Raw genomic sequence first — 15,023 nt, forward strand, 5'->3', positions numbered from 1 at the left:
ATACGGTCTTTTTTTGCTTAATAAACGGTGTGAAGCCTTAGCTTTATGAGAATGTGACGGTACCTCATTTATTAATGTTGCTTGAAAATCAGTTGTTTCACCATTCTGAACAATCGGTACATACGAAGTGCACCCAGTGCTTTCTCTATCTGCTAATCTATTTCCTCCGACAAAAAATAAACCAATCCATTTGTTAACTCCTTGAGTATATGGGAGTAAATGGTTTGGAGTTTCTGGTTTAAAACAGTCAATTTTATCTGCGAAATATTCTTCATTGAACAACTTGTATAAGTTGTATATTATTAATAAATGTAGCTTGTACACTTTTTGTAACGGTATTTGCAGAGTTTTTGTATAATATAATCATGTGAAGTTAGCATAACTTATTAATAGTATATATTTGCGTAGAATATCCATTTTAAGATTTTGAAGTACCCCCCTAAATGAAAATTTTATTTCTCTAAAGTTAGTTACTTAGTGAAGTCTGCTCATTTTTTTCGTATTAGGGAAGAATGTACTTTTTAACTTGATGGGTATGGGGTAGTATCCCTTTTAGCAAAGCCGGAGTGGAAATGATGAGTATAAATAGTTTTGTGGGATTGATAAAGGACGAATTATTAAAAGAGATAAGCATAAGAAGTGAGGATGAATTCGAGCCTGTAGTAGTTAAAGATATTCCTAGACTTTGGAAGTGTTTAGGGACAGGTAATTATGCCGCAGTATTTATGCACAAAGAATACAAAGATTGGGTAGTGAAAGTTTACGCGCGAGAAGGAGAAGGAATTGAAAAAGAGTCAGAAGTATACCGAAGAATCGGAAATCATCCTTCTTATTCGAAGCTTATATATAAAGGGGGAAATTTCATAGTATTGAAACGTTTAAAAGAAATTACCTTATACGATGCTATTCATAAGGGGATTAAAATTCCGAAGCAGGTAATCTTTGATATCAATGAAGCTATAGAGTATGCAAGGGAACAAGGATTAACTCCTTGTGATGTTCACGGGAAAAATGTGATGATGGAAAACGGAAGGGGATATGTAGTCGATGTATCTGATTTCTTAAAAACAAAAGAAGATAGTAAGTGGAGAGACTTAGAAAAGGCATATTTTACATTTTACTTGCCTTTCATTTATAAATTGCCTTTCCCTGTTAAAATACCTTATTTCATGTTAGACATTGTTAGACGTTCATATAGAAAATATAAGAAGCTTAAAAAGAAATTCAAATTGTAAAAGGACCACATACTTATCTTTAGGTTAGATAAGTGAACCACTAGTAAACAAAAGGACCGTACATTTTAGATATGTCTAATATGTACGGTCCTAATTTTATAACTTCATGAAGTAATTTATTTATAAACTGATTGTAACATTTGTATATAATACTGATATTATTACTATGAGAAGTAAATCTTCTTGTTTTAATAGAATATACTATTTTAGTACATTTCATTTTAAACATATTGATGTACTATATTTCTAAACAAATCACAATAACGGATTAGAAGGGGAATAAACTATGTACACAGACTCAATTGATTATTAAAATTTTAATCTAATTTACCTTTGCATAGATACAGGTATCAGTTAGTTTTTTACCGTCAGCTGAAAGATCTTCATTACGTAATATCCCTTCAAGCTCAAAACCTAGTTTTTCAGGGATCGTACGACTTTTAGTGTTATTAGATTCACATCGTATTTCAATCCTTCTAAATTTGAGTAACTGAAATCCAAGGTTTGCTAACTCACTTACTGCTTCTGTCATATATCCATTGCCACTAAATTGCGTGTTAATCCAGTATCCAATTTCACATTTAGAAACCTCCCAATTAATTCCGTGAAGGCTAGCAGTTCCAATAAAATCATTAGTATCCTTATGATAGATAAGATAGCGAAAGCTTTCTCTTTTCAAAAAATCTATATGGGCATTTCTCAGGATAATTTCCGTTTCTTCAACAGTAGGAATTGACTGGAATAAAAGCAACCATTGTTTTAACTCGTTAATTGAATCCTTAATAGCTTGGTATACTACATTCCCGTCACCAGCTTGAAGTGGTGCTCGAAGAATTAGTCTGTCTGTTTCTATTTGTAACGGAACATCTAATAAAATAGGATGCATATCATTTCTCCTCTCGAAAACTTTAAATTATGACAGAATGAAACTTATATAATAAAAAAACTTTCACCCCAAAGAAATAATTCTTGAGGACGAGAGTTGCAATTTCGTGGTACCACCTCAGTTTGTTGATATGTCACTATATCAACCTCTTCGGTTACATTACTATAATAAATAAATAAATTAAAAAATATCCTATCTCACTAACAGGAGATCCCGTCAAAGCATCACTATAAGTTATTATAGAACCGTGCGAAGCTCCTAGTCTTTCTTCATTAAGAACTTGATAAATAGCAAAGCTTATCTCCCATAAAGGGACCTCCCAAAAATTAGTAAACAATAAATATATATATTCAATTAATCACTTAGAAATCCCTTTTCACATATTGCAAACTAAACTGCCAGTTGGTACAAAAAATGGCTACTGAAGCAGCCTTAGGTTGTTTAACTAATGCATGCGTTAGTTGAATAAGGAATTATTATTTTTCATCTATCAGATTCCAACTTTTTTCTTTTGCATAATGGGGTAGCACCACATCGCTATCAAGCTAAGATTGCCAAGAGAGTATATGTGAGTGTGTTTCTTTGAAATTTCTACGACTCCATTAAAGATGTGCATAACAAATAAACCTATCAATTAGGTGTAAAAAAACATTATGCAACCTTGTAACTTTTTGACATCGTATAATCATACACAACACCTAAGATATCAAAGACGGTTTTCTTCTCATACCTATGGGATTTTCGTCCGTTTTTCTGTAAGAGATCAAACAGACGAAACAATATCTTTGTTAATTCTTTGGTGTCTTTTTGTAGAGATTCATAAATAAGTAGAAAATAATTTTTTATGATATAAATCGCTTTATATTCGCTTAATTCTCGTTTCTTCTTGATGAGAATTAATTGGCACATTTGAGACACAGAAGCTATTTTGAACGTAAGGGATTTGTAAGGAATAGGTAAGGAAAAAGAGATTTTCATTGTGTATGATGAAAATATAAAGAAGCATGAAAGGAGGAACAGATATAACTTATATATGAAAAACAAACTAGTTAATAAGAGTGTTTCATGGAAAAGAAATAATTTCTGAGGTTAACATACATGCAAAAAGAGGGATTTACCGTTTGTTAGGACAGAATGTAGCTTGTAAAAATAATCATTATGAAGATGATTACGAATTCAATGTTGACTTTTTATCATCGGTAGAGATGATAGCTGTGTGGTGAGTATGAAATATCAAGCAACCACCTATACAATATGAATAGAGGAGAGGAATACCTTATGAAAACACGTAGTCAAATTACATTTGCAAGTCTGGCTCTTTTAATAGCTGGAAGTTCCCTGTTATACACAACGCCAACCTCAATTGTAAAAGCGGAGCCCACTCAAAATGTATCTAGTTCGTTACAAACAAGCACTCAAAGAGATCGTAATTCCGTCAAGCAAGCAATGCGGGATACATTGCAACTTGGATACCCGGGGATACTTGCTAAAACTTCTGAGGGTGGAAAAACGTGGAGTTATGCCGCTGGGATAGCGGATCTGAGAACCAAGAAACCAATGAAAACAGATTTTCGCTTTCGCATTGGCAGCGTGACGAAGACGTTCACGGCAACGGTTGTACTTCAATTAGTCGGAGAGAACCGCTTGAATCTAGACGACTACATCGAAAAATGGTTGCCTGGTGTCATTCAAGGAAACGGATATGATGGTAACCAGATTACTATCCGGCAGATATTGAACCATACAAGTGGTATCGCTGAATACTCAAGGTCAAAAGACGCTGACTTTACGGATACAAAAAAGTCGTATACGGCTGAAGAGTTAGTGAAGATGGGGATTTCTCTGCCCCCAGACTTTGCCCCAGGAAAGGGCTGGTCTTATTCAAACACAGGATACGTATTACTGGGTATTCTTATTGAAAAAGTAACCGGAAACAGCTATGCGGAAGAGATTGAAAGTCGGATTATTGAACCGCTTGAATTGTCGAATACATTCCTACCTGGCAATTCAAGCGTTATTCCAGGCACCAAGCATGCCCGTGGATATGTCCAACCAGACGGAGTAAGTGAGCTAAAAGACGTTACTTATTATAACCCAAGTGCAGGTAGCTCAGCTGGAGATATGATTTCTACTGCTGACGACTTAAATAAATTCTTCTCTTACTTGCTCGGGGGTAAATTACTGAAAGAACAGCAACTAAAACAAATGCTTACTACAGTTCCTACAGGAAAAGAAGGAATCGATGGATATGGTCTTGGAATCTATGAAACTAAGCTTCCAAACGATGTCTCGATATGGGGACACACAGGTGGCGTTCTAGGGTTTACTACTCTTGTTGGGGGTAAACTTGGAGGCAAGCATACGTTGGTCGTCAATTGGAATAGTTTGGGTAGAACTGACAGTCCTAATCCTTTTAAAAATATTTTACTTGCTGAATTTAGCAAGTAGGCAAAAAAGAAAAACGGATAAATTTTGTCATATTTTTTATAGTTAAACAAATAAGTGATGAATTTGATTACTTATCTAAGGAGGCAATTCTCTCATGAAAAATAAACTATCTGGGGTGTTAGCCGCTACATTAGCGCTAACGATGATCCTACCAACAGGGGCGATAGCATCTTCAAGCAGTAAGACTCCGGTTGTAGCTAACCAAGAAGTTGCTAACCAAGAACTGGAGAAGATTGCGGCAGAGAAGGCTGCGCTACTCACGAAGTCCTATGGGACGACTAGCGTGCAGTATGCGCTAATTGATAATGGTAAACTTATTTTGTCGGGTCAGACAGGCAAGAACGATATGGAAGGAAAACAGCGGCTGAACAAAGATACTCTATATGGGATTGGTTCAGTCAGTAAAATGTATGCAACAGCGGCTGTAATGAAATTGGTCGATGAAGGAAAAGTCGATTTGGATGCTCCTGTCGTCCACTATGTTCCTGATTTCAAGATGAAAGACGAGCGGTACAAACGCATTACGCCACGTATGCTGTTAAACCACTCCTCCGGCTTGCAAGGTTCCACGTTAAGTAATGCATTTTTATTTAACGATAATGATACCTATGCCCATGATGTCTTGATGCGGCAATTGTCCAATCAAAGCTTGAAGGCGGATCCTGGCGCGTTCTCGGTATACTGCAACGACGGCTTTACGCTGGCCGAGATTTTGGTGGAAAGAGTCAGCGGTATGAGCTTTACCGAATTTATACATCAACGGTTTATAGAACCCTTACAGCTGAATCATACGAAAACGCCGCAGGACAAATGGGAAGACGATAAGCGGGCTGGACTCTATTTTCCGGCGTACCAAGGGCAGCTTCCCATTGAATCGGTGAATGTGATTGGTTCGGGAGGGATATCTTCCACGGCAGAAGATATGGTACGATTCTCACAATTATTTATGGGACAGGGAAAAGGGATCCTCTCTGATAAGGCAGTCAAGGCGATGGAGCAAGAGGAATATAAAAAAGGAATGTGGCCGGGGGATGGAGGTAATATTTTCAACTATGGTCTTGGCTGGGATAGTGTGAAACTATACCCATTCAGTGAATATGGGATAAAAGGCTTGGCTAAGGGCGGCGACACGTCACTGCAACATGCTATACTGGTTGTGCTTCCGGAACAGAAGATGGCAGTGGCTGTGTTGTCATCCGGCGGGCAAAGCTCTACAAATCAACTACTGGCAACTGAATTACTGCTCGCCGCGCTTAAAGAGAAGGGCACAATTAAGGACATCAAGCCAAACAAATCCTTTGGCAAGCCGGTCAAGGCCAAGATGCCTCAAGACGTGGTGAAGAAAGCGGGCTTTTACGGCAATAGCGACAGTCATTTCAAAATAGAAATTACGAAGAATGGAGAACTGTTCTTACCATCTAATCGAGAAGAAAAATATGTATATACTGCGAATGGAAGCTTTATTAATGAGAAGGGTACTTCCAAGCTCAGCTTCGTTACTGAGAAGAATGGAAGAACTTATTTGAAGGAGAGCACATATAAATCGACGCCAGGCTTAGGCCAAAATGTGATGACTCACTATTTAGCCGAGAAACTAGAAGACTACGTGCTATCGAAGAAAACCGCTGCCGCATGGGCGAAGCGGGAAGGCGTCAAGTTCTATCTCGTGAACGAGAAATTTAGTTCTATTGAATATCTCGTTCAACCGAAACTTATTACCACACAAATTACTCGCAAGGAAGGCCTGGCGGGCTATTGGGACGGCAGAAAAATTACAGGTCCGAACACCGCGGCGCATCAGCTCCAGATTCCCGTGATGAATGGCCGTGATACGACGGAAACTCATTTCTATACAGAAGGCGGCAGTGAATATATGGAGATGGCCGGATTGTTATACGTAAGTGGATCCAACGTAAAACCGCTTGATGCAGGCCAATCATCCAAAGTTACGCTACAAGCAAATGGGCATGCGAAATGGTTTACGATCCCACAAGCGACAGCAGGGAAAACGATGAGCGTGACGTTGTCATCGAAGAGTTCATTCGCGGTGTATGATGAGAAGGGAGTATGCGTCAATTTTACCGTTGTGAGCGGCAATAACAAAGTAAAACTGCCGAAAAACGGATCGGTTGTATTTGCTGGCGCGCCGAACTCGGAATTTGCAATCACGTTGAACTAGCTACAATTCAAGATGGACTTCAACTTGAAGTAGAAGATGTTGATAAGACTTATAACCGTTTAAGAGAAAATGGGATTGAATTTATTACTAAACCACACGATCGTAAAGAATGGAAATCACGTATTGCACATTTTCGAGACCCAGATAGGAATCTTATTGAAATATATAAAATGCTGTAATTGATTAGGAATTTTTCAACACAAATAACTCCGTTTCAAATTATTCGAACGGAGTTATTTGTGTTGCTACCGATTACTGATAACAACGAATTATGTTAACTGAAAATGCACCTTATACAAAACTTTTTTTCGCAGGAATTAAATTATTTTATAACGAACTACTAGAATAATTTTATACAAGAAAAAGGAGGAATTAACGTGAGAATAAAAATTGAAGAATTTGAACTTCCTCATATGGATTCAGGTCCTTATGGAATTACAAGTGGAAAAGATGGAGCCCTATGGTTTACACAACATAAAGCGAATCAAATAGGTCGAATGACTGTTGATGGTAAAGTGACTCATATTGATCTTCCTACTATCAATGCAGGTGTGCTATCTATAACTTCTACAGATCAGGGTGATATATGGTTTACTGAAAATAGGACAAATAAAATTGGAAAACTAGCAGTAACAGGTGGAATCACTGAATATACGCTACCGAACAGCGATTCTGGACCTTTTGGAATCACGCAAGGACATAATGAAGACATTTGGTTTACAGAAATGAACGGAAATAGAATAGGAAGAATCTTATCATCAGGTGACATTATTGAGTATAGTTTGCCAGTTCCTGATTCTTATCCCTCTTTTATTGTGGCTGGATCTGATCATGCTCTATGGTTTACTCAGAATCAGAGTAATCAAATAGGTCGGATTACGATAGGCGGGGAAGTGACTACATATAAGTTACCCACAAAACAGGCTGGTCCTGTGGGTATTACAAATGGACCGGATGGTGCACTTTGGTTTGTAGAAATTAACGGAAATAAAATTGGCAGAATTACTACTTCTGGAATAATAAGTGAGTTTACCATTCCTACTCCGAATGCTCGTCCACACGCAATTGTAACCGGCCCTGATTGTGCTTTATGGTTCACTGAATGGGGAAGTAATCAAATAGGTCGGATTACAATAAACGGTGAAATTACGGAATATCCTATTCCTACGAAAAATGCGGAGCCACATGGTATGGTAGTAGGACCTGACAAGGCCTTGTGGTTCGCTGAGGAATGCAATAAGTTAGGCCGGTTAAGCTTTGTATAAAAGCCTTGAAAGGTAGTGAATATCTATGGAATCAAATAAGTAGCATGGATCTAGCTTTTTCTTTTTTGATCACGGATGTTCTAATATCTTTATTCATCATGTTTTAAATGTATACTTTTGCTAGTGTTTTTGAAGAAAATAGATGAAGTGAAATAAAGTCAATGAAATCAACAAAATGAATGTAAACTAATATCTATTTATTTACTTTCAAACTATTGATTTCATTGGATTGCAAGAGATTTTTACATTCCAACTTCACAAAGTAATTTTATCTCTTTTATTTGTTCTATGTGACGCTGTTCATGCAAATATATCAGTTCTATCCATTGATCAAGAAGTAATTCTCCCAGAGCAGGATGCTTCACTGACTTTCTCGCTAATATGGATACATCTTCTACTGTACTAAGGAAACTCATCAATTTTTTTCTCGAATCGTTTAACAAATCAATCATTTGCTGAACTTCAAACGGTTCTAAGCTTGGTTCAAGAATTTCTGGAGCTATAAACTTTTTCGTTCTATCTAATAATATAGAGTGAATTTCTTGACGTTCTATTTGGGTACTATCAATCTCTTTTAATCCAAATGAAATAACTTTTATAGCTCTCTCATCTAATAAAACTAAGTGATGACAAACTTGTGCAATACTCCATTTATTCATATCTGGCTTACTATTGAACCCAGTATCACTCAATAAAGTAATTTCCTCTAATAGGTTATTTCTCGTTTCATAAAACTTGTCATTTACAAATTTATTCATAAGATTTCTCCCCTAACCTAAAAATACATACTTAGATTCCTATTCTGTATATATTCTCTATGATAAAAAGGTTTTCCTTCACTACTCTACGCTAAGGGGCAGTATCAGCTATCCTGTCACCACCCCCTATTTATCAGTTCAATATGTTGTATCTGGGAGTAAAAGTAAGACTATGACCTATTTTTACACGTATCTCGGGCTGTATCCCATGCCCATCAAGCTAAAATTTTATAGTACCCCGAGAACGAAATTTTGTACTAACTTGTAACAAAATGCTCATTTTTTCGGTTTGAGGTATTTGCATTTCTTAGCTTGATGGCGATGTGGGGCGACCCCTAAATGGATCATGTATTGTTTGTTTTGAAGAGATTTCTTGCAAAATATGTCCCTAAAGCAGTATTTCAATTTAAATGTGATACGATAGTTATATATTCGTTTTGCTAGTAAAAGGAGATGGGTGTCGATGAAAAATCATATAAAAGTAAATGGCAAAACCCTTCAAACAAAAAGAACATATTTCTAATTGGTTACGTAGAGAATATATACAGTTTGTAAAAACATATCATAGGTTAGCTCGACTGTCTTAGGACTAATTCGTTAGTGTTCAAAAGAAACGAATAACCGAGAAGCTCCCACTTAAATTAAGCTTGTAAGAGCTACTAAGTGGTGGGGAGTGCACTTACTACTACATTTGATTTAAAGACTTTTTCGTATAAACACAAAGATGACATGCCTGTGGTAGTAATAAAGAAGGGTATAAAACAGTATTTAAAAAGGACTGTTGTAAGAGATGGACAGTTATATGGCTTATATGAACCTGAATCCTGTAAAAAAAAGACACTCAATTGAGTGCCCTTTCTCGATTTAATAAATATCTTAAACGTATTGGAATTCCATCTAATATGTTTAAGGTATTCTGATTTATAGTATTTACTCGTTCACATGATTGAAATATAGATAGAGATAATTTTATGATCGTCCCAGGTAAATGGGAGATTTTAATCTAAAATCAATGCTTGATGAATTCCTGATAATGTTTTAATTTCCCCAATTAATTCTGGAACTAATGATTTCTCAGTTTCAATTATTAATATAGATAATTTCCCGGTTTCTCTTCGTGAAATTCTTACTTTATTAATATTGATTTTACATCTTGATAAGATAGCGATTACAGAGGAAATCGTGCTAAAGTGATTATTATTCATAATAAGAAGAGCAGGGTTTGTCTCGCGTAATTTTAGTTCAAAACCATTAACTTCAATGATTTTTACTCTTCCCCCTCTGAGAGAGCAAGCAATCATTTCAATTTTATCTTTACCTTTATATAAGCAAATTTTTGCTGTATGAGAATGTACTGGTTTTGCAACCTCTTCTATACAATTAATTGTAATTCCTCGTTCTTTTGCGATTGTAAGTGCATTAATAATTAGTGAATCATCTATTTTGTAACCTAAAATTCCACCAATAATTGCTACATGTGCACCAAAATGATGATTCGTCTTTTTAAATCCTCCATATAAAGAAATGTCAATTCTGTCTGGTTCATGTGAAAATAGCTTCCGGATAATGTATCCTATTTTTACAGCGTCTGTCCCAAAAGTATTGGATGTTCCAATTGTGATAGGATCGATGATATCAAATACAGATCTATAGTTCATAAAAGTTGGTTCCCCTTAACATTGTTAATGAAAGTTATAGACGATCAGATTTCTTTTTCGAAATATTATTAAATAAAACAAGAATTATTGAGATGTTTAACATATGTTCATAATAGAAGAATTAGTTAATGTACATCCCACTTGATAATTCGGGAAATTCTGTTTAAAAAGTTAAGAAAACATACATTATGTGAACTACAGTTATAAAATGCTTCCTTCAAATATGTGTAAAGTATAGATAGACTTTACTATGAATAAAGCCCACAGGAATTTTTAATTCCCTGGGCTTTCATTTTTCATGGTAATTCGGTTTCTATATGGTAAACGGAATCCTAGTGCGATTGCGGCTCCGACACAACTAAATAAACAGCCAAATAATAAGTAGAGCGTGGGTGATGATTCTCCAATTGCAACAGAAGCAACGCCTCCAATTGCAGGGAAAAGTGCAACCATATAACTACTTACTGATGCACCAATACGCTCTACTAACTTAAGGTAAAACATCCATGCACCAAAGGAAGCAAATACAGTTAAAAATGCTAAAGCTCCTAGGTAAGAAACGGATGTTGGTATTGTAAAGGTTTGTTGCTGGAAAACACAAACAGCAAGTAAAAGTATAGAAGCTACAATAAAACCAACACTATTTGAATAAACAGCATTAATACCACGTCGTGCATTTCGGGCAGAAGCGGCATCCCCAATAGCTGTAAGGACTGTTCCTAACAATGCAAGTCCTATCCCTTTTAAATCACTTGTATTAGAAAATCCAGTCGTTAGTAATGGATAAACTAATATAGAAACTCCTGCAATACCAACTATTCCACCAACTAGAATTCGGGGATGAAGACGCTCACCTAAAAATACACGAAGTGCAATCGGTGTCAAAACTGTTTTCAGCGAAAACAGTAGCGTTACTAATGCAGCAGAAATCCAAATCGTAGCATAGTATAAACACAAATAACTAATAGCTAAGTTGCATACCCCAAAAGTAATGAGAGGTAAAGCGTCTTCACGAGAAGGCTTACCGTTTGGACGTAACACGCATGCAAGAACAATAAACATGAGTGCAGCCCCCACCAAGCGATAAGTTAATGATAGTTCAAGACTTACTGGTGTACCTTGGATTTTCACTACAATAAAGTTCAAACCCCATACTATTAAGCAAAATATGTACATTAAAACTGTCATGCAAATGCTACCTCAGTAACCTGTGCAAAAGGAATATCAAAATAATTAAATACTTCTGTTAGTGCACCAGCTAGTTGCATGATTTGTTCCTCGGTATGATTTGGTGTGACGTTAACTCTGAAACGTTCCGTACCCACAGCAACAGTTGGTGAGTTAATAGGTTGTAAATAGACATGATGTTGTTCAAGTAAACGTTGAGCAGCAGCTTTACATTTTTTGGCATCACCAATCAGTACAGGAAGAATATGTGTCTCACTTGAATCCATGATAGGAATATTTGCTTGAGCCAGCGATTCTCTTAACATACTAGTCTTTTGATGTAGAGCATTTCGTTCAATGTCTGAAGATTTTAAGTGTTCAACACTAGCATGACAAGCTGCGACAATTGCTGGTGGTAATGAAGTCGTAAAAATGAAACCAGATGCAAAAGAACGTACAGCATCAATTAATAATGATGAGGCTGCAATATATCCTCCTATTACTCCAATCCCCTTTGCCATCGTTCCTTGAATAAAGTCTAAACGATCCACAAGACCTAGTTCAGCAGCTATTCCTGCACCACGTGGGCCATACATTCCGATTGCATGCACTTCATCAATAAAAGTTAAAGCATTATATTGTTCAGCAAGATCTATAATTTTTTCAATTGGTGAAATATCGCCATCCATTGAGTAAACAGATTCAAAAACAATAATTTTAGCTCGATCATGTGGTTGAGCTGCAAGCAATTCCTCCAAGTGTTCGACATCATTATGTCTGAATACCGCTCGTTCGACTTTTGTACTACGTATCCCATTAATAATTGAAGCGTGATTGCGTTCGTCAGAGAATACCATACAATTTGGAAATAAACGAAGTAAACATTGTAATGTCGCATCATTAGAACCATATCCTGTAGGGAAAACTAAAGCCGCTTCCTTACCATGCCATTCAGCAAGTGATGATTCAAGTGCAGCATAATGATAATGTGTACCACCTATGTTACGGGATCCACCTGAACCCGCACCAAATGCTCGAATAGCATCGTGCATTGCTTCAGTAACTACTGGGTGTTGTGACATTCCTAAATAGTCATTACTGCACCAAACGACAACAGGTTCTGTATCTTTCTGACCATTTAAGTGTGCCAATGGATATTGACCTCGAATTCGATTAATTGTAACAAACTCGCGATATTGTCCACTTTCTTTTAAAGATTGTAGCTTATTGCTAATAATTTCTGTATACATAGCCTTACCTCCAAGAAAATTTCACGGTCTGAACCGTTTTGTCATTATATTCTTTTTATAAAAAAAATATAAATATGTAAAAAAATTCTAAAAATTACTTTTTCATTATAGCAATAAATTACAAAAATAGTTAATGATATGTATAGTTGCATATTTTTATTTCTATCAGACTGATATTATACAAGAGGTAGCGCGACATGCCCATCAACTTAAGATTTTGAATTCCCCCCATAACGAAAATTTTCTGCATCGTTGACTGTTGATAATGAGACGTTATGTCTACCTGACATGAATTAAATATACACTATTCAGGTCCAGCGAACGGGGGCAGATTTGATTTATTGAACAAGAACTAATCTAAAAGCCGTATAATCAGGGTAATATACTGTGCTTAGGAGAGATAAAAATGGAAATAAGACAATTAAACCCAACTGATGCTGAAGAGTATCTTTCTATAAGACTTGAAGCACTCCAAGATAGCCCATATGCTTTTGCATCAAGCTATGAAGAGGAAAAAAATCAAACAGCAGAAAAGTACAAAATTAGATTTACTACACCAGTAAACACATTTACTTTTGGTGCTTTCGAAGAGTCTCAAGTTGTTGGGGTTGTTACATTAATCAGGGAGTAAATATTAAAGTTAAGCCATAGAGCAAATATTGTGGCGATGTATATTAAACCAGAAAAACGCGGAATTGGATTAGGGAAAGCTCTAATCTCTAAAGCAGTTGAAAAAGCAGATAACCTAGAAGGCATTGAGCAAATCTATTTAAGTGTTGTAACAACTAATATTCCTGCTAAAAAATTGTATGCCTCTTGTGAATTTGAGGTATTTGGAAAAGATAAAAAGGCATTGAAATTTGATAATACATATTATGACGAGGAGCATATGGTTTTATTTCTTTAAACATTTTGTTCTTGAACCAGTGCTTTAATTGAGCAAAAAACTAAGAAATTTCAACTTCTGCTTTCGATAATTATGTAAATGAGCTGTCCATATGGGCGGCTTATTTTTTTGCTTAGCGTGTTTTTCTTCAAGAATGCTAGCGGTACCCACATATTACTTAGAGTGGTAAAATAATATGTGGATGGGAGTCCAATACATATTATTAAAATTAAAGTGGTTCAAGTCGGAGGAAGGCACCTTAGGGTGTCTTTTTTTACGACAATAGATGAGCTTGATGGACGTCAATAAGGACGTTTTGCTAAGCAGGTTTCATTATATGTGAAAATGCTGCAAAACAACAAAGACATACTGTGAAATGACTTTACCGGATATAAGAAGAGAGCCAATTGGCCCTCTTTTTTACTATTCATCTTCTTATTAAAATTATTTTTTTAATGTGCGATATTAGTCTGCAATTCTTGTTACAATTAAAGACGGATTTCCATAAGAAGAAATTTCTCCTTGTGCAATATCAATAATAATACTTAGTGAATCATTTGCATTTAATCTAATTAATACTGTTTTCCCAATGGTATACGCATTCAAAACGGATGCAGGGACATCTGTGCTTATGGCTGTCGTACCTTCTAATTCACTTTCTTGAACAGGTGTAACGTCATTAATATATAACCTAAATTTTAAAACTGTATTTACAGGGGTTAAATCACGATTAAAGACTCTTGCTGTTAAATTCATATTAATTTCATATATTCCACCATTCAATACTTGGATACTATTATTTAATAGATTAAGATTTGTCCCCAAAGATGGACCTAAATCCTGGAAAACTACTTTTTGGCCTATATTTGCTGTACGAAGTGTATTGGATCTATCATACAATGCTCCATAAACTATAATACTTCCTCCTGTCACACCTGTCGGTCCTGTGGCTCCCGTTGGACCAGTGACTCCTGTAATCCCCGTCGGTCCTGTGGCTCCCGTCGGTCCAGTGACTCCTGTAATCCCCATCGGTCCTGTGGCTCCCGTCGGTCCTGTTGGTCCTGTTGGTAAAATGAATGGCGGGATAGGTGGCAATGTCGGACCAAGTAAATTCGGATCAAATGCTGATCCACTCAAAAACTCAATTTTTTCATTCATGTACACACCTCCTTACAATGCTTGTACTTATCATAATTATTAAATGCTCCATACTAGATAAATGATCTTTACAAAAGCGGAATCGCTCTTTTCTTATATTCATTCGACAAAATAGTTGTAATCCGTCAGACAC

The 15,023-nt window shown here is 36.2% G+C and carries 12 protein-coding genes and 4 pseudogenes; 9 read left to right on the forward strand and 7 right to left on the reverse strand.

Going from position 1 to position 15,023, the window contains the following annotated elements:
- Window positions 1-575: 575 nt before the first annotated feature.
- A complete protein-coding gene (locus tag QCI75_RS10985) occupies window positions 576-1,235 on the forward strand; it encodes a protein kinase family protein (protein ID WP_353760446.1) in 660 nt (219 codons plus the stop codon).
- 322 nt (window positions 1,236-1,557) lie between these two features.
- Here the strand turns inward: QCI75_RS10985 and QCI75_RS10990 are convergent, their stop codons facing one another.
- Entirely contained in the window at window positions 1,558-2,121 is a 564-nt protein-coding gene (locus QCI75_RS10990) for a GNAT family N-acetyltransferase (protein ID WP_353760447.1), read from the reverse strand.
- A gap of 651 nt (window positions 2,122-2,772) precedes the next feature.
- Window positions 2,773-3,033 (reverse strand): annotated as a pseudogene (locus QCI75_RS10995) (IS4 family transposase); the annotation flags it as partial.
- A 366-nt stretch (window positions 3,034-3,399) separates the two neighbouring features.
- Here QCI75_RS10995 and QCI75_RS11005 point away from each other — a divergent pair.
- From QCI75_RS11005 to QCI75_RS11020, 4 genes and pseudogenes are all read left to right on the forward strand, one after another.
- On the forward strand, window positions 3,400-4,569 hold the full coding sequence (locus QCI75_RS11005; protein WP_353760448.1) for a serine hydrolase domain-containing protein: 1,170 nt from the start codon (window positions 3,400-3,402) through the stop codon (window positions 4,567-4,569).
- Between the two features lie 94 nt (window positions 4,570-4,663).
- Window positions 4,664-6,748 carry a serine hydrolase domain-containing protein gene (locus QCI75_RS11010; RefSeq protein ID WP_353760449.1) on the forward strand — a complete coding sequence of 695 codons (2,085 nt, stop codon included), beginning with the start codon at window positions 4,664-4,666 and terminating at the stop codon, window positions 6,746-6,748.
- Window positions 6,749-6,765: 17 nt separating this feature from the next.
- Window positions 6,766-6,927, forward strand: a pseudogene (locus tag QCI75_RS11015) (VOC family protein); the annotation flags it as partial.
- A gap of 198 nt (window positions 6,928-7,125) precedes the next feature.
- On the forward strand, window positions 7,126-8,013 hold the full coding sequence (locus tag QCI75_RS11020; RefSeq protein ID WP_144509025.1) for a Vgb family protein: 888 nt from the start codon (window positions 7,126-7,128) through the stop codon (window positions 8,011-8,013).
- Between the two features lie 242 nt (window positions 8,014-8,255).
- On the opposite strand, the gene QCI75_RS11025 is transcribed toward QCI75_RS11020, so the two are convergent.
- Window positions 8,256-8,771 carry a DinB family protein gene (locus QCI75_RS11025; RefSeq protein WP_144509026.1) on the reverse strand — a complete coding sequence of 172 codons (516 nt, stop codon included), beginning with the start codon at window positions 8,769-8,771 and terminating at the stop codon, window positions 8,256-8,258.
- A gap of 463 nt (window positions 8,772-9,234) precedes the next feature.
- On the opposite strand from QCI75_RS11025, the pseudogene QCI75_RS11030 reads away from it, so the two are divergent.
- Window positions 9,235-9,349: pseudogene (locus QCI75_RS11030) on the forward strand (transposase); the annotation flags it as partial.
- Between the two features lie 420 nt (window positions 9,350-9,769).
- On the opposite strand, the gene sdaAB reads toward QCI75_RS11030, so the two are convergent.
- From sdaAB to hemA, 3 genes are all read right to left on the reverse strand, one after another.
- Entirely contained in the window at window positions 9,770-10,429 is a 660-nt protein-coding gene (gene sdaAB, locus QCI75_RS11035; RefSeq protein WP_353760450.1) for an L-serine ammonia-lyase, iron-sulfur-dependent subunit beta, read from the reverse strand.
- 273 nt (window positions 10,430-10,702) lie between these two features.
- Window positions 10,703-11,617, reverse strand: coding sequence for a DMT family transporter (locus tag QCI75_RS11040; protein ID WP_353760451.1), 915 nt, complete (start codon window positions 11,615-11,617; stop codon window positions 10,703-10,705).
- The gene (gene hemA, locus QCI75_RS11045; RefSeq protein WP_353760452.1) at window positions 11,614-12,846 is read right to left on the reverse strand and encodes a 5-aminolevulinate synthase; all 1,233 of its coding nucleotides are present in this window, start codon (window positions 12,844-12,846) and stop codon (window positions 11,614-11,616) included. Before hemA ends, QCI75_RS11040 begins: the two co-directional genes overlap by 4 nt.
- Window positions 12,847-13,252: 406 nt before the next feature.
- Between hemA and QCI75_RS11050 the strand changes: the two genes are divergently transcribed.
- The 3 genes and pseudogenes from QCI75_RS11050 to QCI75_RS11060 form a co-directional block, all read left to right on the forward strand.
- Window positions 13,253-13,477 (forward strand): hypothetical protein, encoded by a 225-nt coding sequence (locus QCI75_RS11050; RefSeq protein WP_353760453.1) that lies wholly within the window; start codon window positions 13,253-13,255, stop codon window positions 13,475-13,477.
- Window positions 13,478-13,753, forward strand: coding sequence for a GNAT family N-acetyltransferase (locus QCI75_RS11055; RefSeq protein WP_353761517.1), 276 nt, complete (start codon window positions 13,478-13,480; stop codon window positions 13,751-13,753).
- Between the two features lie 264 nt (window positions 13,754-14,017).
- A pseudogene (locus tag QCI75_RS11060) lies at window positions 14,018-14,107 on the forward strand (XRE family transcriptional regulator); the annotation flags it as partial.
- A 90-nt stretch (window positions 14,108-14,197) separates the two neighbouring features.
- Here QCI75_RS11060 and QCI75_RS11065 read toward each other — a convergent pair.
- Complete coding sequence (locus tag QCI75_RS11065) at window positions 14,198-14,890, reverse strand: exosporium leader peptide-containing protein (RefSeq protein WP_353760454.1); 693 nt, start codon at window positions 14,888-14,890, stop codon at window positions 14,198-14,200.
- Between the last annotated feature and the right edge of the window lie 133 nt (window positions 14,891-15,023).

It is taken from the genome of Bacillus cereus group sp. RP43, from assembly GCF_040459645.1.
Lineage (GTDB): Bacteria > Bacillota > Bacilli > Bacillales > Bacillaceae_G > Bacillus_A > Bacillus_A mycoides_C.

Bases quoted from the DNA above. Each gene is read 5' to 3' on its own strand.
- QCI75_RS10985 (WP_353760446.1), top strand. From the start codon at position 576: ATGAGTATAAATAGTTTTGTGGGATTGATAAAGGACGAATTATTAAAA.
- QCI75_RS10990 (WP_353760447.1), bottom strand. From the start codon at position 2,121: ATGCATCCTATTTTATTAGATGTTCCGTTACAAATAGAAACAGACAGA.
- QCI75_RS11005 (WP_353760448.1), top strand. From the start codon at position 3,400: ATGAAAACACGTAGTCAAATTACATTTGCAAGTCTGGCTCTTTTAATA.
- QCI75_RS11010 (WP_353760449.1), top strand. From the start codon at position 4,664: ATGAAAAATAAACTATCTGGGGTGTTAGCCGCTACATTAGCGCTAACG.
- QCI75_RS11025 (WP_144509026.1), bottom strand. From the start codon at position 8,771: ATGAATAAATTTGTAAATGACAAGTTTTATGAAACGAGAAATAACCTA.
- sdaAB (WP_353760450.1), bottom strand. From the start codon at position 10,429: ATGAACTATAGATCTGTATTTGATATCATCGATCCTATCACAATTGGA.
- QCI75_RS11040 (WP_353760451.1), bottom strand. From the start codon at position 11,617: ATGACAGTTTTAATGTACATATTTTGCTTAATAGTATGGGGTTTGAAC.
- hemA (WP_353760452.1), bottom strand. From the start codon at position 12,846: ATGTATACAGAAATTATTAGCAATAAGCTACAATCTTTAAAAGAAAGT.
- QCI75_RS11050 (WP_353760453.1), top strand. From the start codon at position 13,253: ATGGAAATAAGACAATTAAACCCAACTGATGCTGAAGAGTATCTTTCT.
- QCI75_RS11065 (WP_353760454.1), bottom strand. From the start codon at position 14,890: ATGAATGAAAAAATTGAGTTTTTGAGTGGATCAGCATTTGATCCGAAT.